The 20,196-nt window shown below is 65.9% G+C and carries 22 protein-coding genes and 1 tRNA gene; 10 read left to right on the top strand and 13 right to left on the bottom strand.

Annotation, left to right across the window (positions count from 1 at the left end; all coding sequences use genetic code 11):
- Nucleotides 1-3: 3 nt before the first annotated feature.
- Together ACLH0K_RS06575 and pdhA are read right to left on the bottom strand one after the other, a co-directional pair.
- Nucleotides 4-1,014, bottom strand: coding sequence for an alpha-ketoacid dehydrogenase subunit beta (locus ACLH0K_RS06575; protein WP_411376004.1), 1,011 nt, complete (start codon nt 1,012-1,014; stop codon nt 4-6).
- The gene (gene pdhA / locus ACLH0K_RS06570) at nt 1,014-2,183 is read right to left on the bottom strand and encodes a pyruvate dehydrogenase (acetyl-transferring) E1 component subunit alpha (protein WP_411376003.1); all 1,170 of its coding nucleotides are present in this window, start codon (nt 2,181-2,183) and stop codon (nt 1,014-1,016) included. Before pdhA ends, ACLH0K_RS06575 begins: the two co-directional genes overlap by 1 nt.
- 193 nt (nt 2,184-2,376) lie before the next feature.
- On the opposite strand from pdhA, the gene ACLH0K_RS06565 reads away from it, so the two are divergent.
- The 4 genes from ACLH0K_RS06565 (at nt 2,377) to ACLH0K_RS06550 (ending at nt 4,746) form a co-directional block, all read left to right on the top strand.
- On the top strand, nt 2,377-2,850 hold the full coding sequence (locus ACLH0K_RS06565; protein WP_411376002.1) for an Lrp/AsnC family transcriptional regulator: 474 nt from the start codon (nt 2,377-2,379) through the stop codon (nt 2,848-2,850).
- 146 nt (nt 2,851-2,996) lie between these two features.
- On the top strand, nt 2,997-3,584 hold the full coding sequence (locus ACLH0K_RS06560; RefSeq protein ID WP_411376001.1) for a hypothetical protein: 588 nt from the start codon (nt 2,997-2,999) through the stop codon (nt 3,582-3,584).
- A 136-nt stretch (nt 3,585-3,720) separates the two neighbouring features.
- Nucleotides 3,721-4,125 (top strand): DUF4383 domain-containing protein, encoded by a 405-nt coding sequence (locus tag ACLH0K_RS06555; protein ID WP_411376000.1) that lies wholly within the window; start codon nt 3,721-3,723, stop codon nt 4,123-4,125.
- 3 nt (nt 4,126-4,128) lie between these two features.
- Nucleotides 4,129-4,746: a hypothetical protein gene (locus ACLH0K_RS06550; RefSeq protein WP_411375999.1), complete on the top strand. Its 618-nt coding sequence runs from the start codon at nt 4,129-4,131 to the stop codon at nt 4,744-4,746.
- 77 nt (nt 4,747-4,823) lie between these two features.
- On the opposite strand, the gene ACLH0K_RS06545 is transcribed toward ACLH0K_RS06550, so the two are convergent.
- On the bottom strand, nt 4,824-6,380 hold the full coding sequence (locus ACLH0K_RS06545; protein ID WP_411376424.1) for a cation acetate symporter: 1,557 nt from the start codon (nt 6,378-6,380) through the stop codon (nt 4,824-4,826).
- 56 nt (nt 6,381-6,436) lie between these two features.
- Nucleotides 6,437-6,817, bottom strand: coding sequence for a DUF485 domain-containing protein (locus tag ACLH0K_RS06540; protein ID WP_411375998.1), 381 nt, complete (start codon nt 6,815-6,817; stop codon nt 6,437-6,439).
- A 178-nt stretch (nt 6,818-6,995) separates the two neighbouring features.
- Here ACLH0K_RS06540 and ACLH0K_RS06535 point away from each other — a divergent pair, with 178 nt between their 5' ends.
- The 5 genes from ACLH0K_RS06535 to ACLH0K_RS06515 are packed head-to-tail and all read left to right on the top strand — an operon-like array spanning nt 6,996 to nt 11,475.
- Nucleotides 6,996-8,177: a sensor histidine kinase gene (locus tag ACLH0K_RS06535; protein WP_411375997.1), complete on the top strand. Its 1,182-nt coding sequence runs from the start codon at nt 6,996-6,998 to the stop codon at nt 8,175-8,177.
- Nucleotides 8,178-8,229: 52 nt separating this feature from the next.
- Complete coding sequence (locus ACLH0K_RS06530) at nt 8,230-8,946, top strand: LytR/AlgR family response regulator transcription factor (protein WP_411375996.1); 717 nt, start codon at nt 8,230-8,232, stop codon at nt 8,944-8,946.
- On the top strand, nt 8,943-9,293 hold the full coding sequence (locus tag ACLH0K_RS06525; protein ID WP_411375995.1) for a DUF485 domain-containing protein: 351 nt from the start codon (nt 8,943-8,945) through the stop codon (nt 9,291-9,293). The genes ACLH0K_RS06530 and ACLH0K_RS06525 overlap by 4 nt, the downstream gene beginning before the upstream one ends.
- Before the next feature lie 7 nt (nt 9,294-9,300).
- A complete protein-coding gene (locus ACLH0K_RS06520; RefSeq protein WP_411376423.1) occupies nt 9,301-10,767 on the top strand; it encodes a cation acetate symporter in 1,467 nt (488 codons plus the stop codon).
- 18 nt (nt 10,768-10,785) lie between these two features.
- Nucleotides 10,786-11,475, top strand: a complete 690-nt coding sequence (locus tag ACLH0K_RS06515; protein ID WP_411375994.1) for a hypothetical protein — start codon at nt 10,786-10,788, stop codon at nt 11,473-11,475.
- 23 nt (nt 11,476-11,498) lie between these two features.
- Here the strand turns inward: ACLH0K_RS06515 and ACLH0K_RS06510 are convergent, their stop codons facing one another.
- From ACLH0K_RS06510 to rpsB, 6 genes are all read right to left on the bottom strand, one after another.
- On the bottom strand, nt 11,499-12,083 hold the full coding sequence (locus ACLH0K_RS06510) for a DivIVA domain-containing protein (RefSeq protein WP_411375993.1): 585 nt from the start codon (nt 12,081-12,083) through the stop codon (nt 11,499-11,501).
- Nucleotides 12,084-12,161: 78 nt separating this feature from the next.
- The gene (locus ACLH0K_RS06505) at nt 12,162-13,085 is read right to left on the bottom strand and encodes a phosphatidate cytidylyltransferase (protein WP_411375992.1); all 924 of its coding nucleotides are present in this window, start codon (nt 13,083-13,085) and stop codon (nt 12,162-12,164) included.
- The gene (gene frr, locus ACLH0K_RS06500; RefSeq protein WP_138136626.1) at nt 13,085-13,642 is read right to left on the bottom strand and encodes a ribosome recycling factor; all 558 of its coding nucleotides are present in this window, start codon (nt 13,640-13,642) and stop codon (nt 13,085-13,087) included. The genes ACLH0K_RS06505 and frr overlap by 1 nt, the downstream gene beginning before the upstream one ends.
- 125 nt (nt 13,643-13,767) lie before the next feature.
- Complete coding sequence (gene pyrH / locus ACLH0K_RS06495; protein WP_138136625.1) at nt 13,768-14,505, bottom strand: UMP kinase; 738 nt, start codon at nt 14,503-14,505, stop codon at nt 13,768-13,770.
- 132 nt (nt 14,506-14,637) lie between these two features.
- The gene (tsf, locus tag ACLH0K_RS06490; protein WP_133349998.1) at nt 14,638-15,474 is read right to left on the bottom strand and encodes a translation elongation factor Ts; all 837 of its coding nucleotides are present in this window, start codon (nt 15,472-15,474) and stop codon (nt 14,638-14,640) included.
- A 126-nt stretch (nt 15,475-15,600) separates the two neighbouring features.
- Nucleotides 15,601-16,434, bottom strand: a complete 834-nt coding sequence (rpsB, locus tag ACLH0K_RS06485) for a 30S ribosomal protein S2 (RefSeq protein WP_138136623.1) — start codon at nt 16,432-16,434, stop codon at nt 15,601-15,603.
- Nucleotides 16,435-16,875: 441 nt separating this feature from the next.
- Between rpsB and ACLH0K_RS06480 the strand changes: the two genes are divergently transcribed.
- Entirely contained in the window at nt 16,876-17,436 is a 561-nt protein-coding gene (locus ACLH0K_RS06480; RefSeq protein WP_411375991.1) for a M23 family metallopeptidase, read from the top strand.
- 11 nt (nt 17,437-17,447) lie between these two features.
- On the opposite strand, the gene ACLH0K_RS06475 is transcribed toward ACLH0K_RS06480, so the two are convergent.
- From ACLH0K_RS06475 to ACLH0K_RS06465, 3 genes are all read right to left on the bottom strand, one after another.
- On the bottom strand, nt 17,448-18,638 hold the full coding sequence (locus ACLH0K_RS06475; RefSeq protein ID WP_411375990.1) for an acyl-CoA dehydrogenase family protein: 1,191 nt from the start codon (nt 18,636-18,638) through the stop codon (nt 17,448-17,450).
- Between the two features lie 136 nt (nt 18,639-18,774).
- A tRNA-Ile gene (locus ACLH0K_RS06470) sits at nt 18,775-18,848 on the bottom strand.
- Nucleotides 18,849-18,921: 73 nt separating this feature from the next.
- Complete coding sequence (locus ACLH0K_RS06465; protein ID WP_411375989.1) at nt 18,922-20,118, bottom strand: glycosyltransferase; 1,197 nt, start codon at nt 20,116-20,118, stop codon at nt 18,922-18,924.
- Between the last annotated feature and the right edge of the window lie 78 nt (nt 20,119-20,196).

Raw genomic sequence — 20,196 nt, 5'->3', positions numbered from 1 at the left:
CGCTCATCCTTCCAGCCCGCTGAGGGAGTTGGGCCGGCCCACTACCCGGTCCACGCCGTCGAGGATGCGGTCCAGGCCGGGGAGGTGGTGCATTTCGAGCTTCGAATACGGGTACGGGATGTCGAAACCGGTGACACGCACCGGCGCTGCCTCCAGGTGATAGAAACAGCGCTCCGTGATGCTGGCGGCAACTTCGGCGCCAAGCCCGCCGGACTGGCCGGCTTCATGCGTAACCACCAGCCGGCCGGTACGGCGGACGGAAGCTTCAACCGTGGCGTAGTCCACCGGTGCCAGCGAGCGCAGGTCGATGACCTGGATCGAGATGCCCTCATCTGCAGCGGCGGCGGCTGCGTCCAAAGCGGTCTTTACCAGCGGCCCGTAGGCCACCAGCGTTACGTCTGTGCCCTCCGTAAGGATGCGGGCCTGGTCCATCGGTTCCGCCCGGCGGTGGTCGGCGGACTCATCCACGTCCGCCTTGTCGTGGTAGCGGCGCTTGGGTTCGAAGTAGACCACGGGATCGTCGCACGCGATGGCCTGCTGGATGACGCTGTAGGCGTCCTGGGGGTTGGCGACCGTCACCACGCGCAGTCCTGCAGTGTGGGTGAAGTAGGCCTCGGGGGATTCCGAATGGTGTTCCGGTGAACCGATGCCGCCGCCAAACGGGACCCGGATGGTGATGGGCATTTTCACGGCTCCGCGCGTGCGGTAGTGCAGCTTGGCCACCTGGCTGACGATCTGGTCGAACGCGGGGTAGACGAACCCGTCGAACTGGATTTCCACCACCGGGCGGTAGCCGCGGTAGGCGAGGCCGACGGCGGTTCCCACGATCGCCGATTCGGCCAGCGGCGTGTCCACCACGCGGTGTTTTCCAAAGTCTTTCTGGAGCCCGTCCGTCACGCGGAACACGCCGCCGAGGGCTCCGATGTCCTCACCGAGGAGGACCACCTTGGGATCGTTTTCGAGGGACTTCCGCAAGCCCGCATTGATGGCGCGGGCAAAGGTCATCTGGGTCATCAGCGTGCACCTTCTTCGAGGGTTGCTCCCGCGGGATCACCGAAGGAGGCAAGGTAACGGGCGTAGTGGTCCTGCTGCCGGTCCAGCCAAGAGTTGGGTGTGCTGTAAACGTGTTTGAAAACGTCCAGCGGCTGCGGGTCCGGCATGCCCGTGCAGCCGTCGCGCATGTCGCGGGCGACGGCGTCGGCCTTGTCCTTGACCTGTTGCTGCAGTTCCTCCGTGAGCAGTCCTTTACGGTCAAGGAGCGCCGCCACCCGGCTGATCGGGTCCCTGGCCGCCCAGTCCTCGAGTTCGTTGGGGTCGCGGTAGCGGGTGGGGTCATCGGCTGTGGTGTGCGGCCCCATCCGGTAACTGACGGCTTCGATGAAGGTGGGACCACCGCCGCGCCGGGCCTTGTCCAGGGCAACGCGTGTCGCTGCCATGACGGCCAGGACGTCGTTACCGTCCACCCGCAGGCCTGGAATGCCGAACCCGGCAGCACGATCCGCCAGGTGGATGTGCGACTGCAGCTTAACCGGCTCTGAGATGGCCCAGTGGTTGTTGGTGCAGAAGAACACCACGGGTACCTGGTAGCTGGCGGCGAACACCATGGCCTCGTTAACGTCGCCCTCGCTCGTGGCGCCGTCGCCGAAATAGGTGACGGCCACCGAGTCTGCGCCGTCGTTCTGGATGCCCATGGCGTAGCCGGTGGCGTGGAGGGTCTGGGCTCCAATGATGATCTGCGGCGTAGCCATGTTGATGGAGTAAGGGTCCCAGCCCGAGGATGCGTTGCCGCGCCAGACCCTGACAATGTCCGTCAGGTCCACGCCCCGGCAGTAGGCCACCCCGTTCTCCCGGTAGCTGGAGAACACGAAGTCGTCATCACGCAGGGACCGGCCTGAACCGATTTGCGCCGCCTCCTGGCCGAGCAGAGGGGGCCATAACGCCAGTTCGCCCTGCCGCTGCAGCGCAGTGGCCTCAAGGTCGATGCGGCGGATGACGTGCATGTCCTCGAACAGCGCGCAGAGCTGCTCGTCCGTGACGTCCCTGACCCAAAAGTCGAACTCGGGATGGCTGACCCGCTCCCCCGCGGGAGTGATCAGCTGGACCAGTCCGCCCGCCGGTCCGGAGGTACCCTGGGCGCTGCTGGAGGCACGTTCGCCGCCCTGGCCCGTTCCGTCTGTAGACACGATAGCCCGCAACCTTCTCACGTCGTTGACCTGCAGGTGCGGAACTTGTGGCTCCGGCCTGCACGCCTCCCGGGCGCCGTTGCCCCGGACAATTGTGACCCTACTCACAAAGCCCAGGGGGTACAACCGCCGCGCCGATTCCTGAGCAGAATGCTCTATCGGGGATGTGCGGACCGTGCTAGCTTTGCGCATTATGCAAGCTTTGGATGGCACTGACACCCGGCTGCTGTCCGCCCTGGCGGAAGACCCAAGGAAGACTGTGGTGGCACTCGCCCAGCAGCTCGGCCTTTCGCGGAACACCGTGCAGGCACGAATGGCGCAGCTGGAAAAGAAACACGTCTTCCTGTCCTTCGAACGGCGGATCAATCCGGCCGCCGTCGGATATCCCCTCATGGCCTTTATCTCCGTGCACGTCCAGCAGCAGAAGCTCACGCAGCTGGCAAAGGAACTGTCCGGCATCCCCGAAATCCTGGAAGGCTACGGCCTTACCGGCTCCGCGGACCTGCTCCTGCGGGTCGTTGCCGTTGATGCCGAAGACCTGTTCCGCATCAACGGCAAGATCCTGGCCTGCGATGGTGTGGAGCGGGCCGATACTGCCCTTGCCATGGGTGAGCTCATCCCGTTCAGGGTGCAGCCGCTGCTGCAGCGCCGGCCAGTCCCCGGATAGGTACGCAACGGTTTACGACGGCGGGCGGTAACCCCGGGACTACGCCTCCTGCGCGCTCGCTATAGGCTTGTCCCAGTCAATGCCGGGTCATGGACAGGACCCGGCAAGCAGGCAGTGCGACGCACCACTTTTGGAAAGGCTCCCCCTTGAGCAGTCCCCAGGAACCGTACCAGCCGGGTCACGCCGGCGCCGGGCAGCAGCAGCTCTCCGGACAACCCCACCAAGGGCAGCCAAACGGCGGGCAGCAGCCGAACCAGTTCACCGGCTCCGGCCCGCTCGGCCTTCCCGGGGAAGAACCGCCGGCAAAAAGGCGGCCCAAGCTGTGGATCGTGCTCACTGCGATTGGCGGCGTCCTGCTCCTGGTGGTTCTCGGCGTCGTCATCCTGGTCAACGTGGCGGGCAGCGCCACCACCCAGGCCAAAGGGCTGGCCGACGGCTTCACCAGGCTGGTGATCGCCGGCGACAGCTCCAAGGCCTACGACGACTACCTGGATCCGGCGCTCCAGGAGCAGCTGTCCAAGGAGACCTTCATCGCCGGCATCCAAAGCCTGGAGCTGGACGAGGGCTGCGAACCCGCCTACAACGATCTCCAGGTGGCCACCGAGAACGGCGTGAAGTCCGCGGACATCGCGGGGCTAATCACATGCGACGGCAAGAATGTGGACCTCGCCTACCGCTTTGAGGGCACGAACGAACTCAAGATGACCAACATCAAGCTGAGGCCCGCAGCGTAACCAAAACGCAACTGGGAAGTTTGCTGATCTTCTACCCATCCGCGCCCTGACCTGGCCCGAACTGCTTCCGAGGGTCCCCGCCGGGGATCCGCAGTCCGGCGGGACCCTGTCCCGCCCTATCGGAAGGATTCGGGCCATGCGCAATTCACCCAACCGCCTCGTCGCCACGGTTTTCGGGGCCGTCTACCTGCTGGTGGGCCTCCTTGGCTTTGCCGTTACCTCCGGTGTGGGCTTCGCCGCCACCGAGGGCGCAAACCTCATCATTTTTGAAGTCAACCCGCTGCACAACATCATCCACCTGGCCATCGGCGCCGCACTGCTGGCCGCCGGCCTGAAGAGCACTGCAGCCGCAAGGACGGTGAACGCCACTGTTGGCGGCGTGTACCTGCTGGTCGGCGTGCTGGGCCTGTTCCTGCTGAACTCCCCGCTGAACATCATTGCGCTTAACGGTGCCGACAACGTGCTGCACCTCGCCAGCGCCGTGCTCCTGCTGGGCGTCGGCCTGTCACTCGACAAGTCCCCGGCCGCAGCCCGGGCGTAACCGGTGGGGAATCCTGCAACGCTGAGCCAGGCACCGCAGGCCGCCCCGCCACAGTCCCACGAACGGGCGGCGGCAGCGGCGGTCCGGCTCTTTGTGGGCTTTGCGGCCTTTGGCGCCGGGGCGGTCAACCTTGCCATCTCCTCCAGTTTCCTCGCGGGGGCGGCCGGGGCCCCGGGCTCGACGGAGTACACTGCCGCGGTGCTCGCCGGGCTGTGGGGTGCAGGACTCACTACCGCTGCCGTACTGCACTTTGCCAGGGGAAACGTGCCCTTCAGGGGGCCTGTCCGGGCAGCGCTGATGGCTGCGGCGGTGGTTCACGTGGCGGCCGTCGTGTTATCGACGCCTGCCACCTCGAAGCTGGCCCTTAGCCACCTGGCCGCCTTGCTGCTGACGCTGATGATCACTGCCGCCGCAGCCTGGCTGCGCCGCAGCGGGGACCGGAAGGGCGGCGCACCGCCCCCGCAGCAGCCGGGACGGCTGCTCCTGGCCGCCTTCGCCGGCGCGGTGCTGGTGGCAGGAATTACGACGCCGGGACTCGCCGCGTCATCCGCCGGAGAGTGGGCAGTACCGCACGGCGGGCACGGCATCCCCTCCTTGCCGGGCGATCACCACCAGCGCTGAAACAGAACGCGAACGAGCCGCCGTCCCGGACATACTTTGCCCGGGACGGCGGCTCTTCTGGCAAGGAGGCCGGAGCGTCAGTGGTTGACGGCCTTTTCGGCGCCTACGCCGGTGAGGGACCGTACTTCCATCTCTGCCTGCTTGGTGCTGTCCTCGCGCTTCTTGTCCAGTACCGTGCCGAGCCAGCCAAGGAAGAAGGCCAGCGGAATGGAGACGATGCCGGGGTTGCTTAGCGGGAAGAGCGCAAAGTTCACATCCTTGATCATGGACGTCGCGCCGCCTGATACCACCGGCGAAAAAATGATCAGGACGATCGCGGCGCCAAGACCGCCATACATGCTCCAGAGGGCACCCTGGGTGGTGAACCTCCGCCAGAAGAGCGAGTAGATGATGGTGGGCAGGTTGGCCGAAGCTGCGACCGCGAACGCCAGGGCCACCAGGAAGGCCACGTTCTGCCCGTTGGCGAGGATACCGCCAAGGATGGCCAGGACGCCGATGACCACTACGGTGCGCCGGGCCACCTTGACCTCGGTGTCGGCGTCGGCCTTGCCCTTGGAAATCACGCTGGCGTAGATGTCGTGGGCGAAGGAGGCCGCGGCGGTGATGGTCAGGCCTGCCACCACCGCGAGGATGGTTGCAAACGCCACGGCCGAGATGAAGCCCAGCAGCAGCGGTCCGCCCAGGTAGAAGGCCAGCAGCGGTGCAGCGGAGTTTACCCCGCCGGGTGCCGTCCGGATGGTTTCCGGGCCCACCAGCGCCGCGGCACCGTAGCCCAGTACCAGGGTGAACAGGTAGAAAAGGCCGATGAGCCAAATGGCCCACACCACGGACTTGCGGGCTTCCTTGGCAGTGGGGACCGTGTAGAAGCGCATGAGGACGTGCGGCAGGGCGGCGGTTCCCAGGACCAGGGCCAGGCCCAGGGACATGAAGTCAAGCTTGGAGGTTTCAGTCTTGCCGTACTGCAGGCCGGGGTTAAGGACGGCCGGGTTGTTCGCCGTCTCCACTGCCGCGCCCAGCAGGCCGGAGAGGTTGAAGCCGTAGATGGCCAGGACCCACAGAGTCATCACGGCTGCGCCGGCGATGAGCAGGACAGCCTTGATGATCTGCACCCAGGTGGTGCCCTTCATGCCGCCAATCAGGACATACATGATCATCAGGCCGCCGACGACGATGATCACCAGCGCCTGGCCGCCCCAGTCACTGATGCCCAGCAGCAGGGAGATGAGGCTTCCGGCGCCTGCCATCTGGGCGAGGAGGTAGAAGAAGCAGACGGCGAGCGTGGAGATGGCTGCGGCGATCCGGACGGGCCGCTGCCTCAGCCGGAAGGAAAGGACGTCCGCCATTGTGAACTTGCCGGTGTTGCGCAGCAGTTCCGCCACCAGGAGCAGGGCCACCAGCCAGGCCACGAGGAACCCGATGGAGTACATGAAGCCGTCGTAGCCGTTGATGGCGATGGCTCCGGTGATTCCCAGGAAGGACGCCGCGGAGAGGTAGTCGCCGGCGATGGCGGTGCCGTTCTGGGAGCCGGTGAAGGAGCGCCCGGCCGCGTAGTAGTCGGCTGCGGTTTTGTTGTTCCGGCTCGCGCGGAACACGATCACCATGGTCACGGCAACGAAGAGGGCGAAGACGCCCATGTTAAGCAGCGTGGTGTCCTTGAGCGCGGCGACATCCACCGCTGTTGCAATGTTGATCACTTGTTTACTCCACCCATCGGGTTGCCCTGCTTGTCGAATTCGTGGCCCTCGATTTCGTTCCGGATCTCCGATGCGATGGGGTCAAGCCGCTTGTTTGAGTAGTGGACGTACCAGCCGGTGATGGCGAACGTGGAGACAAACTGCAGCAGGCCCAGGATCAGCCCGATGTTGATGTTGCCCCAGACCTTGGTGGACATGAATCCCACGGCATAGTCGGCGAGCAGGACGTAGGCGAAGTACCACAGCAGGAAGGCCACTGCCATGGGGAAAACAAAGCTGCGGTGACGCTTGCGCAGTTCCTGGAACTGCCCGGTCGACTGGACCTGTTCAAAGTCCACGGACGCCGCTGCGTCCGGAGTATGGGCATCGTTACCCATCATTCCTCCTCGTAGAGACTTGCCGGAACACATCCGGGGGCAGGCCCGGGACAGGGACAACACCGGTGTGACTTCACTCACTGTGCTTGTGCCGGCTGCCACATTCCAGATCTGGGCCTCCTGCGGTCGCTCAACGGTCGGGATGCTGCGACAAACGGCAACGGCTACGCTGGGCACCATGCCGGAATCCCCCCTCCTGACCGCCGCCGCCGTGGCCGTTATCGCCATGGCCATTGCCGTCGTCGTCGGCGTGGGGGTCAAAGTACTCCGCTCCTTCCGGGATCTCGGCACGGACGCTGAGCGTGCCACCTACCACACCCTGCATGCCGCATCGCAGGCGGGCCAGCACCTCCGGCGGGGCCTGAACCCGGCAGGCGCGGCGAAAGCCAGCCGCCAGCTGCGCGGCCTGCTCGGCTGCGACGCCCTGGCCATCACGGACACCTCGGACGTGCTGGCCTGGGACGGAACGGGCGACGAGCTGAAGGCACGGCTGATGGACCTGGCGGCCGGCGTTTTGGCCGGCGGCCGCACTGCCGTGCTTCCGGCAGGAGCTGACGGGACCGGGAGCGCCCTCGCCGCGGTGATCGCCCCCGTGCGTGCGGACTCCCGGGTGGTGGGTGTGGTGGCCGCGTTCGCGCCGGACGCCGGAGCCGGGCTGGTGCGCGCCACCGGGGAGGTGGCGGACTGGGTTGCCGCGCAGGTGGAACTGGCAGAACTGGACGCGTCCCGGACCCTGCTGATGGAAGCCGAAGTGCGGGCGCTGCGGGCGCAGATCAGCCCGCACTTCATCTACAACTCCCTCAACGCGATCGCGTCATTCATCAACACCGATCCCCAACGGGCACGCGAGCTAGTCGTGGAGTTCGCCGATTTCACGCGCTACTCCTTCCGGCGGCACGGGGACTTCACCACCCTGGCTGAGGAGCTGCGCTGCATTGACCGGTACCTGCTGCTCGAACGGGCCAGGTTCGGGGAGCGCGTGCAGGTCAGCCTGCGCGTTGCACCGGAGGTGCTGGGCACGGTAATTCCGTTCCTCAGCCTGCAGCCGCTGGTAGAAAACGCCGTCCGGCACGGGCTCGAGGCCAAGGAGGGCCCGGGCCACATCAGTATCACCGCTAACGATGCCGGCGCCTTCGCCGAAGTGACCATCGAGGACGACGGCGTGGGCATGGATCCCGGGCAGCTCCGGTCCATGCTCGCCGGGCACACCGACGGGCTCCATGTGGGGCTGCGGAACGTGGACGCCCGGCTCCGGCAGGTCTACGGCAACGACCACGGCCTGGTTATCGAAACCGCCCCCGGGGAAGGGACGCTGATCACCATGCGGGTGCCCAAGTCCCAGCCGGGCCACAATGCCTGAACGGATAGCTTTTTTGGCCGGTCAGCGGGTGCCGGAAAGCTACCCTAGGAGGATGATTAACGTCCTCGTCGTCGATGATGAGCTGCCCGCAGTGGAAGAACTCGCCTTCCTGCTGGGCCGGGACGGACGCATCGGCAAGGTCCTCCGCGCGACGTCCGGGTCGGAGGCCCTCCGCGCCCTCTCCACCGGGACCGTGGACGCGGTCTTCCTGGACATCCACATGCCGGCCGTGTCCGGGCTGGACATCGCCCGGGCGATTTCCGCCAGCAGCCACCCGCCGGCTGTGGTGTTCGTGACCGCTGATGAGGACCACGCACTGGCCGCCTTCGAACTTGCGGCCGTTGACTACCTCCTCAAGCCGGTCCGGGCGGAGCGGCTGGCACGGTCGGTGGGCCGGATCAGTGAATTGCGCGACGGCGGCAGCGCGCCCGAGATGATCACGGTGGACCAGGGCGGAACCACCAGGATGATCCGGCGCGACGACGTCACCTACGTCCAGGCGCAGGGAGACTATGCGCGGCTGCACACAGCGGACGCCAGCTACCTGATCCGGGTGCCGCTGGCCGACCTGGAGCAGCAGTGGGCGGAGGCGGGATTCCTCCGCACCCACCGCTCCTACCTCGTGGCCCTGAAGCACGTCACATCCATGAAGCTTGCCGCCGACGGACCGTGTGTAACCGTCGCGGGCGCCAGCCTCCCCATCAGCCGGCGGCACCTGCCCACCGTGCGGGAGAAGCTCGGCGCCACCCGCATCAGGCCGCAGTCGTGACCAGGGTGCGGGTGACCGCTCCCGCCACCCCGGCGCGCGTTTCCCAGGAGACACGCGAAGCTGCCCAGGAATCGGACGTGGGGCAGGTTTTTGTCAGGTCCCTGATCCGGTCGCAGCTGCGGCTTGCCCTGGTGGTTGCCGGAGGGTTCCTGGTGATCCTGGCTGCTTTTCCGTTGCTGCTGGCAGTGGTTCCCGGCCTGGCCGAAACCCGCATTGCCGGCATCCCTTTCGGCTGGCTCCTGCTGGGCGCCGGCATCTATCCGGTGATCGGGCTGAGCGCCTGGCTGTACATCCGCACCGCCTCCCGCAACGAGGCCCGCTACCGGGACCTGGCCGGTGACCAGTGATGGCTCCGTGAACGCCGGCGTTGCCATTGCCGCGCTGGCCGTGGTGTCCGTGGCTACCGCAGTAATCGGCTTCTACGGCTTGCGGATTTCCCGCACCACCGGCGACTTCTATGTTGCGTCCCGGACTGTGCGCCCCTGGTGGAACGCCTCGGCTATCGGCGGCGAGTACTTGTCCGCCGCCAGCTTCCTGGGCGTGGCAGGGCTCATCCTGCTGTCCGGGACGGACGCGCTGTGGTTCCCGGTGGGCTATACGGCCGGGTACCTGATGCTGCTGCTGTTCGTCGCCGCACCGCTGCGCCGCTCCGGGGCCTACACCATCCCCGACTTCACCGAGGCGCGGCTGGACTCGCGGCCCGCACGCAAGGTCACCAGCCTAGTGGTGGTGCTGGTGGGGTGGCTCTATATTGTCCCCCAGCTCCACGGCGCCGCCCTGACCATCCGGATCACCACAGGGCTGCCGTCCTGGGTGGGGTCCGTGGCTGTGGTGATCGTCGTCTGCCTGACGGTCGTCGCCGGCGGGATGCGCTCCATAACGTTTGTCCAGGCGTTCCAGTACTGGCTCAAGCTGACTGCCCTGGCCGTGCCCATCCTCTTCATCGTGTTTATGCTGGCCGGGACCGGCTCCCCCGAGCTGGCTCCGCCGGCCGTGAATCCGTCCGGCGCACCCCCGGCCGGGCTCTACCAGAACATCTCCCTCCTGGTTGCCTTGCTGTTCGGCACCCTGGGGCTCCCCCACGTGCTGGTGCGCTTCTACACCAACCCCGACGGACAGTCGGCGCGGAGGACCACCCTGATCGTCCTGGGGCTGCTCTCGGTGTTCTACCTGTTTCCCACCGCCTACGGCCTGGTGGGGCGGATGTTCGCCCCGGACCTGGCCCGTTCCGGCCAGGCGGACGCGCTGGTGCTGCTGCTTCCGGGTGAGCTTGTGGAGGGAACGGCAGGTGATCTTCTCTCGGCCCTGGTGGTGGCCGGCGCGTTCGCCGCTTTCCTGTCCACAACGTCAGGGCTGGTTGTCTCTTTGGCCGGGGTCATCAGCCAGGACGTCCTGGGCGCCGGCGTCGGCGGGTTCCGCCTCGCTGCGGTGATGTCCGCCGTCGTGCCGCTGGCGTTCGCCTTCATGACGGACTCCTTCGCCCTCGCCGGCAGCGTAGGCCTGGTGTTCGCCTTCACCGCGTCCACGGTCTGCCCGGTCCTGCTGCTGGGCATCTGGTGGCGGGGACTGACAGATGCCGGTGCGATCTCCGGCATGGTGACCGGCGGCCTGCTCTGCGGCGGGGCGATGGTCATCGGTGCGGTCGCGGGCGCAGCGAGCATACCCGTCTGGCTCGCGCAGCCCGCGGCCTGGAGCGTTCCCGCGGCCTTCACGGTGATGGTCGTGGTGTCGCGCGCCACCCCCGGCAGGGTCCCGAAGACAATGGCGCGGGTCATGACGCGGCTGCACACCCCGGAACGGCCGCTGGCTACCGAACGCTGATGGGTGGACAATAGCGCCATGTCCACCGACGGCAGGAGTCCGCCAGGGCCGCAGGACCGGGTGCCGCCGTCCGTGCGGGCGCAGCTGCTCGCCACCGAGCATTGGGGCCTGCTGGCCTCGCGCAGCACCACCCAGGGCGAGGTGCTGACCCGGATCAGCATGTTCCTCACGTTCACCTCGGCCAGCATCGTGAGCGCAGCGCTGGTGGGCCAGGCCACCCGGTTCTCGGACGCGTTCGTGCTGCTTGCGGTGACCATCCTGTGCATTGATGTGGCCATGGGCCTGCTCACGCAGGTGCGTGTCCTGAACGTGGCGCAGGAGGACCTGATGTACGTCACCGCAATGAACCGGTTGCGGGCCGCCTATGTGGACCTGGACCCGGGTGTGGCGCCCTACCTCATGGCGGCTTACCACGACGACGAGGCCGGCTCCGGCCGGACGTATTTCTTCTTCGGAAACCGCAGCAGCCTCAGCCACCTTGCCGGGAGCAGCATGATCTTCATGACCGCCGCGAACGCTGCCCTGATTGCCATCCTGGCGGGGCTGGTCCTGGCGCTTGCCGGCGCCGGGACTGGAACCGCGGTGCTGGCGGGGGCGGTGTGCGGGCTAGGCTTCCTGGCCGCATCCGCCTACTACGGCTACCGTGCCTACCGGGGTATCTGGCAGCGGTTCACGCCGCTGTCACCCACTCCGCCGGGCGGGGACTGAGCCGGTACCAGCAATTGCAGGACCTAGTCGATGGCGGCCATCAGCTCGACGACCCGGTCCAGGAAGGCGTCCACCTGGGCTTCCTCGTAGCCGTCACGGCCCACGGCGGGGCGGAAGACGGCGCGCCGGACGCTGTCCACGCTCAACGGCTTGTCCTGCTCCAGGTAGGCGACGAGCTCACGGCACAGCCGGTCGACGTCGGCGGTGTTGTAGCTGCGTGCCTTCTTCTTTGCGGGCCTGCGGAAGCGTTCGCCGTCGGGGCGGTGCAGCCGGCCGCGGAGGATGCCGGAGAGCTTGCCGATTTCCCGCAGCCAGGCGTCCTCGCCCCGGGCTGCGATCAGGTCGTCACGTTCCCTGCGGGCAAAGGCGTCCTCCAGCCTGTCGAGGGCCGCATCCACCACTGATGCCGCGTAGCCGCCCTTGACGGGGTCGAAGGAAACGGCGCGGACGTCGGCACTGTTGACGGGCTCGGCCGTGGCTTCCGGGGTTTCCAGGGAGACGCGCGCCCGCTGCAGGAACTGGTCCACCTGCCTGGCGTTGTAGCCGTATTCGCTGCGCGGGACGCGCTCAAAGGACCCGGGGATCTGCCGATGAATGTCCAATGCCACTGTGCTTCCTTCGATGATGCTTCTTAGCCGTAGCGCTGCTGCACCAGTTTATGGTGCCGGCCCGGCGGGGTTTGTTGGTCAGGCTCCGGCGACCAGCCCGTAGAGGACAAAGACAACGGGGGAAGCGAACACGATGGAGTCCAGCCTGTCCATGACTCCGCCGTGCCCCGGCAGGATGCTGCTCATGTCCTTCACGCCCAGTTCACGCTTCACCATGGATTCAGCGAGGTCACCCGCTGTGGAGGCAGCCACCGTGCCGACGGCCAGCACAACCCCCACCCACCAGGGCTTGTCCAGGATGAAAAGGCAGGCCAGGACGCCGATTAGGATGGCGCCGGCGACAGAGCCGGCGAATCCTTCCCAGGATTTCTTGGGACTGATTTTGGGCGCCATCGGGTGCTTGCCGAGGGAAGCGCCCACCAGGTAGCCGAACGTGTCGTTGGAGACCACCAGCAGCAGCATGACGGCAACCTGCCAGGCACCGTCGGGGATGGTGCCTCCGGGCCAGAGCCCCAGCGGGGACGGGCCGTCGGCGGCATGCAGCGGCAGCGCGGCGAAGCTGATGAAGAACGGCACCCAGCCAAGGGTGAAGACTCCCGCGAAGATGCTGTTGGCCGAGCCGGCGGCGCTTTCGATCGAGCGCCACAGGAGAACGGCTACGGAGCTGAGCAGCATGGCGAACAGCAGGCTTTCGATGCCGCCCAGGTAGGCCACGAACGGCATGGCCGTCGTGCCGGTCATCACCGGCACGATGGGCATCCTTGTTCCGTTGGCCTCGAGGGCGCGGTAGATTTCCCAGACGCCGAACACGGCAAAGGCCGTGGTTACGGCCACGAAACCGAGCGGCAGGAACAACAGCCCGCCGAGCACCGCGAACAGCATGGCCAGGCCCACCACCACGGCGGCCGGCAGGTTGCGTCCCGCCTTTGGCGTCGGATTGCTCCTGGGCTGCTTTCGCCGTGTGCGCGCCCGTGCTGCCGGGGCCTGATCTGCCTGGCCCATCAGACTTCGAGCAGCTCAGCTTCCTTGCGCTTCAGGAGCTCATCGATGCCGTCCACGTGCGCCTTGGTGATGCCGTCCAGTTCCTTTTCGGCCCTGGTGCCCTCGTCCTCGCCCGCTTCGCCGTCCTTGACCAGGCGGTCCAGGGTTTCCTTGGCCTTGCGGCGGATATTGCGGATGGAAATCTTCGCGTCCTCGCCCTTGGTCTTGACGATCTTGACGTATTCCTTGCGGCGTTCCTTGGTCAGTTCCGGAATGGTGATCCGGATGACGTTGCCGTCGTTGGAGGGGTTCGCGCCCACCTCGGAGTCGCTCAGGGCGCGTTCGATATCGCGCAGGGCGGTCTTGTCGAACGGGGTGATGAGGATGGTCCGCGCGTCGGGGATCGCGAAGGAGGCCAGCTGCTGCAGCGGGGTGGGCGAGCCGTAGTAGTCCACCAGGACCTTGTTGTACAGGCCGGGATTGGCCCTGCCGGTGCGGACGGAAGCGAAGTCTTCCTTGGCTACCTCTACGGCCTTGTCCATCTTTTCTTCGGCTTCGAGCAAGGTTTCTTCGATCACTGTCTCTCCTCAGGTTCTGGTGTGGTCCGGAACTACAGGTTCCGTTCCACGTCGTTGGCTGTTGCTGCTTCCGTCCCGGCCGCCACGGCAGGGACGGAACTGTCCTGAAAACATCCTAGCCGCAGCTAGGCTGTGACCAGCGTGCCCAGCTTCTCGCCCAGGATGGCGCGGGTGACATTGCCCTCGCCCTCCATGCCGAAGACCACCATGGAGAGGTCATTGTCCTTGCACATGGTCATGGCCGTCTGGTCCATGACGCGGATGTCGCGTCGGAGCGCATCGTCGTAGCTGAGCGTTTCAAGCCGTTCTGCTGAGGGGTCCTTCTTGGGGTCTGCGGTGTAGACCGCGTCAACGCCGCTCTTGGCCATCAGGACAACGTCGGCGTGGACCTCGAGCGCACGCTGGGCGGCTACGGTGTCCGTGGAGAAGTAGGGCAGGCCGGCACCGGCACCGAAAATTACCACGCGGCCCTTTTCCATGTGCCGGATGGCACGGCGCGGGATGTAGGCTTCGGCGACCTGGCCCATGGTGATGGCGCTCTGGACGCGGGTCTCGACGCCCGCCTGCTCCAGGAAGTCCTGCAGCGCCAAGCAGTTCATGACCGTGCCCAGCATGCCCATGTAGTCAGCCCGGGAGCGGTCCATGCCGCTCTGCGAGAGCTCAGCGCCGCGGAAGAAGTTGCCGCCGCCGACGACGATGGCCACCTCGACCTGGGGCACGGCTGCCGCAATCTGCTTGGCGACGTCGCGGACGGTTTCGGGGTCGACACCCAGCTTTCCACCGCCGAAGACCTCACCCGAGAGCTTCAGGAGGACCCGCCGTTTGCTTTTCTCTGGATGGATTACAGTGTTGACGGCTTCCATGATGCCTTCCCTTTGAGAACTCTGAAAAAAGGTTATCCTGCCGGACCGGTGGCCGGAACCGACGGGCTTGGCGCGTACTGCGCGCATGCAAAAGGGGCGGCCACCGAAGTGGCCACCCCCTTGCAGTTTCGACTAGGAGCCGACGCGGAAACGCGTGAACGCGGTTCCCTTGACACCGGCCTCTTCGAGGACCTGTGCCACGGACTTCTTGGCGTCCTTCGCGAATGCCTGGTCAACCAGCACCTCACCCTTGTAGAAGCCCGTCACGCGGCCTTCCACGATCTTGGTGAGGGCGGCTTCGGGCTTGCCTTCGGCCTTGGCGGTCTCTTCGGCGATGCGGCGCTCGGACTCAACCAGCTCGGACGGAACGTCTTCGCGGGTCAGGTAGTTCGGAGCCATTGCAGCGATGTGGACGGCGACGTCGTGGGCTGCGGTGGCAGCGGCTTCGCCTTCACCGTCGACCGCGAACAGAACGCCAACCTGGGCCGGGAGGTCCTTGGAGGTCTTGTGCAGGTAAGCGTCGACCGTGGCACCCTCAACGCGGGAGATGCGGCGGACAACAACCTTCTCGCCCAGGACGGCGCCCTCTTCGACGACGACCTCGGACAGCGGCTTGCCGTCAACTTCGGTGGCCAGCAGGGTCTCGAGGTCAGCAGCACCGGACTCGACGGCGACGGCCAGGACCTTGTCGGCCAGCTGGATGAACTTGTCCGCCTTGGCGACGAAGTCGGTCTCGCAGTTGACCTCGATCATGACACCCACGCCGTTGCTGACCTTGGCAGCCACGAGGCCTTCAGCAGTGGAGCGGCCTTCACGCTTGGTAGCGCCCTTGAGGCCCTTGATGCGGATGATTTCGATGGCCTTCTCGGCGTCACCGTTGGCTTCGTCAAGAGCCTTCTTGACGTCCATCATGCCGGCGCCGGTGCGCTCACGCAGGGCCTTGATGTCCGCGGCAGTGTAGTTCGCCATGTGAACCCCTCTGTCTAGAAATGTGATGTGGTTACGGACCGACAGGACGGCTGCCCGCGGCTGCGGGCGGCCATCCTGTCAGCAGCTCCGGCTGCGGACAGCGCGGAGAATCCGGATTTAGTTGTCTTACTTGGCGTCGTCGGAGGAAGCCTCGGCAGCCGGCGCTTCAGCCGGAGCAGCAGCTTCCTCGGCCTTGCTGCCCTCGAGGAGCTCGCGCTCCCACTCGGCCAGCGGCTCTTCCGGAGCTTCGGTTGCACCCGTGCCGCGGTTGTTGCGGGCGATCAGGCCCTCAGCAACGGCGTCGGCAACAACGCGGGTCAGGAGGTTCACGGAGCGGATGGCGTCGTCGTTGCCCGGAATCGGGAAGTCGACTTCGTCCGGATCGCAGTTGGTGTCCAGGATGGCCACAACCGGGATGTTCAGCTTCTTGGCCTCGTCAACGGCGAGGTGTTCCTTCTTGGTGTCAACGACCCAGAGCAGGGACGGAGCCTTGGTCAGGTTGCGGATACCACCGAGGTTGGACTCCAGCTTGGTGAGTTCGCGCTTGAGGAGCAGCAGCTCCTTCTTGGTGTAAGCGGAACCGGCGACGTCGTCGAAGTCGATCTCTTCGAGTTCCTTCATGCGCTGGATGCGCTTGGCGACGGTCTGGAAGTTGGTCAGCATACCGCCGAGCCAGCGCTGGTTCACGTACGGCTGGCCAACGCGGGTTGCCTGCTCGGCGATGGCTTCCTGGGCCTGCTTCTTGGTGCCGACGAAGAGCACGGTGCCGCCGTGGGCGACGGTGGCCTTAACGAACTCGTAAGCGCGGTCGATGTAGGACAGCGACTGCTGCAGGTCGATGATGTAGATGCCGTTGCGCTCGGTGAAGATGAAGCGCTTCATCTTCGGGTTCCAACGGCGGGTCTGGTGTCCAAAGTGGACGCCGCTGTCAAGCAGCTGGCGCATGGTTACGACGGGCATGCCGACGCTCCTTCCGGCAGGTCATTCATGAGAGAGCCCTTGGGCTTCTTACCCTGCCAATAGTTGACGGTTGTTTAGCGTGGCCCGGGTTGGGCCGTGCTCCTGGCATCCATCGCGGTCCCATCCGCGCCGGGTGGCACGGACCGCAGGAGACGCGATCCTCCCCGGCTTGCCAAAGCTTCACCGGTGGAGGGCTGGATACGCGTAGTCAGCCACCGCTCCCCCACACTCCTGAATGAGGCGTGCCGACGCAATCCGGACAGGCAGGAACACCGCTGGGATGAACCATTGGGACGGGAAACGTTGAGGGCGCAGCAAACTGCTCCACCAAGTGTACTACAGGACCCGCGCCCGCCGGACAGCCGGGCCGCGCGGACGACCTTATCCACATGGGCCCGCACAAGCCTTCCGGGTGCCGGCACCACCGGACAGCATGGGCACATGAAACCCCCTCTCCTGCTGGCCGCCCTGCTCCTGCTGCCCGCCTCGGTGGCATCAACCGTGCAACCCGTGCCGTACCAGCCGCCGGCCCGCCCTGCTGCATCGACGGCGGGCGGAGATCCGGCAGCACAGGCGGCTCCGCCTTCCTGGCGCTGGCCCGTGGCGCCCCGCCCGCCAGTGCTGCGGGCCTTCGATCCGCCGCCCAAGCCGTGGCTGAGCGGGCACAGGGGGGTGGACCTTGGAACAGCGTCCGACGGCGCCCATGTCACCTCCCCCGCTGCGGGCACCGTCAGCTTCTTAGGCGTGGTGGTGGACCGGCCTGTGATCACCATCGATCACGGCAACGGATTGCGCAGCAGCTTCGAGCCCGTCAGGAGTACCCTGGCGGCCGGCAGCATGGTCACCGAAGGCCAAGTCATCGGCACCACCCTTGCCGGCCATTGCGGAACACCGTCCTGCGTCCACTGGGGCGTGCGCCGCGGTGAGGAGTACGTCAATCCCCTGCAGTTCGTGATGGACCTGCGGCCGTCCGTCCTGCTGCCGGTGGAGGGACCGGCCTGAGAAGGAGGGGATCAGGTAATGGCTGAGATGCCGGTGATGGCGCGGCCGGCCACCAGGGTGTTTATTTCGGCGGTGCCCTCGTAGGAGTAGATGGCTTCGGCGTCGGCAAAGATTTTCGCCATCTCGAAATCAGTGACGATGCCGTTGCCGCCCAGGATGCTCCGGCCAAGGGCGACGCTGTCGCGCATCCGCGCAGTCGTAAAGGCCTTGGCCAGGGCGGACTGTTCATCCTTGGCCTGGCCTGCGTCCTCGAGCTGTGAGAGCCGCACCATCATGCCCATCGAACTGACGGCGTTGCCGAGGATCTTGACCAGCTGGTCCTGGACCAGCTGGAACGATGCCAGTGGACGGCCGAACTGGTGGCGTTCCACTGCATAGCGCCGGGCAACATCGAAGGCGGCAAGCTGCTGGCCGACGGCCTGCCAGGCAACACCCAGGCGGGTGACTTTGAGGACCTTGTTGACGTCGCGGAAGCTGTTGGCGTGGTCCAGTTTGTAGAAGGCGGGAACCACGACGTTGTCGAGGGTGATATCGGCGTTCTGGACGGTGCGGAGGGAGATTTTGTTCTCGATCGCGGTGGCGCTGTATCCCTGCAGGCCGCTGTCCACCAGGAAGCCCTTGACCTGGTTGTCGGCCAGGTCGCGGGCGTAGATCACTACCCAGTCGGAGAAAGTGGCATTTCCGATCCAGCGCTTGGCCCCGCTGAGGACCCAGGAGTCGCCGTCCCGTCGGGCGGTGGTCCGTGTCCCGCCTGCGACGTCGCTGCCTCCGAGCGGCTCGGTCAGGCCAAAGGCGCCGATCTTTCTCATGGCGTAGATGTCCGGAAGCCAGGCATCCTTTTGCTCCTGAGAGGCCAGCGCCTCGATGGAACCGGTGAAGAGTCCGTCGTGGACCCCCAGGAAGGTAGCGATGGAGGCGTCCGCCCGTGTCACCTCCGCGTGGATCAGCCCTGCGAGCAGGTTGGAGTACCCCTGCCGCCTGACAGGGCTGACCAGGTCGATGTCGCCCAGCTTGGGGATGAGGTCCATTGGAAACTCGCCGCGGTTCCAGTAGTCCACGGCGATGGGACGAACCTCCCGCGCCAAAAAGTCGCGTACCTCAGCCAGCCGGTCCTGCTCTTTTGGAGTCAGGAGTTGCTCAAAGGCATAAAAGTCGCCGTCGGCGTAGGGAAGGTCATCAGGGGCGCTGGAAGGTGTGGACATGGTTACCCTTCGGATGATGGTTGCCCGGCAGTTCAGGAACGGGCCCAGTAAGTTACTCGGCAGTAACTTACCGCAGATCTGCTGGTTAAAAAAGGGAAACCGCGGCCGACGATATCGTCGGCCGCGGTTTCTGATGTAGGGCTACTCGGACTTGAACCGAGGACCTTAGGATTATGAGTCCCGCGCTCTAACCAGCTGAGCTATAGCCCCAGAGGCCCAGGACGCAGGGTAGACAATCTGCGAGCTTCAGGGCAAAAACACTCTAGCAAACCCCGGGGAGCGCTTAGACCACCTTGTCCTCGTAGCCTGCGCCGCGGTAGAGATCCTCGAAGGTTTGCAGGGTGCCCTGGATGCTGTGCGGCCCCACCATAGCCCTGCTCGCCTGTCCCATCGCGTCGCGCTGGTCCTTGGGCAGCTGGAGGATCTGGGTGATTTTCTTGGCCAGGTCATCGCTGTCGTTGGGGGTGAAGAGGTAGCCGTTTTCGCCGTCCCGCACCAGGTGCGGCAGCGCCATCGCGTCAGCCAGCACTACCGGAGTGGACGCGGACATCGCCTCGAGGGTCACCAGGGACTGCAGCTCAGCGGTGCCGGGCATGCAGAACACATCGGCCCGGATATAGGCCCTGCGGAGGTCCTCGTCGCTGGCAAGGCCGAGGAATTTCACGCGGCTGCCCAGGCCAAGCTGCTCCACCAGCTGCTCGAGGGACGCACGAATCTCGCCGCCGCCCACAATTTCCAGGTGGACGTTCAGTTCCGGCGGGGTCTTCCGGATGGCCCTGATCAGGACGTCCACGTGCTTCTCCTCCGCCAGCCGGCCCGCGAACATCACCGTGGGGTGCTGGTGGGGCTCAATGTGCTCGCCCGGCTGCAGCTCGTAGGCAGCCGAGTCGACGCCGTTGGAGAGGGGAAGGACCTTGCGCAGGAAGGCGTGCTCGTGCATGGCACGCGCCGCCAAAGGGGTGGGGGTGGTGACCACATCGGCCTGGCCCATCACCTTGCCCATGTCCTTCCAGGAGATGCGGCCGATGATGTTTTTGAACCATTGGGGGAACGGCAGGAACGGATTGAGGTTTTCGGGCATGAAGTGGTTGGTGGCCACGATCCGCACACCGCGCTTCACCGCCTCATACAGCACGTGCTCGCCGATCATGTAGTGGCTCTGGATGTGCACAACGTCCGGCTGCACCCGGTCGAACAGCAGGCTGATTTCCTTTTTGATCTCCCAGGGGAAGCAGATCCGGAAGTACTCGTGGGTGGGCACGCTGTGGGAGCGGAGCCGGTGCACCGTTGCTTCGTCGCGGAACTCGGTGAAGCTCTTGCCCTTGCCGGTGTTGCAGGCCAGCACATGCACGTTGTGTCCCCGCCCCGTCATTCCCTTGGCCAGGCGGTAGCCAAACTGGGCTGCGCCGTTGACGTGCGGCGGATAGGTATCGGCGGCGATCAGGATGGTCAGCGGGCGCTGGTCGGCTGGCGTGGTCACGTGCAAAGCTCCTGATGGTCACGGTGCGGACAGCTTTGACTGACTGCACGGCTGGCCCGGCATGCGCGCCCGGCTTCG

The sequence above is a fragment of the Arthrobacter sp. MPF02 genome (genome assembly GCF_046605375.1).
Classification (GTDB): domain Bacteria; phylum Actinomycetota; class Actinomycetes; order Actinomycetales; family Micrococcaceae; genus Arthrobacter.
Note: the sequence above shows the minus strand (reverse complement) of the source record. Positions and strands in the feature narration are given on the sequence as shown.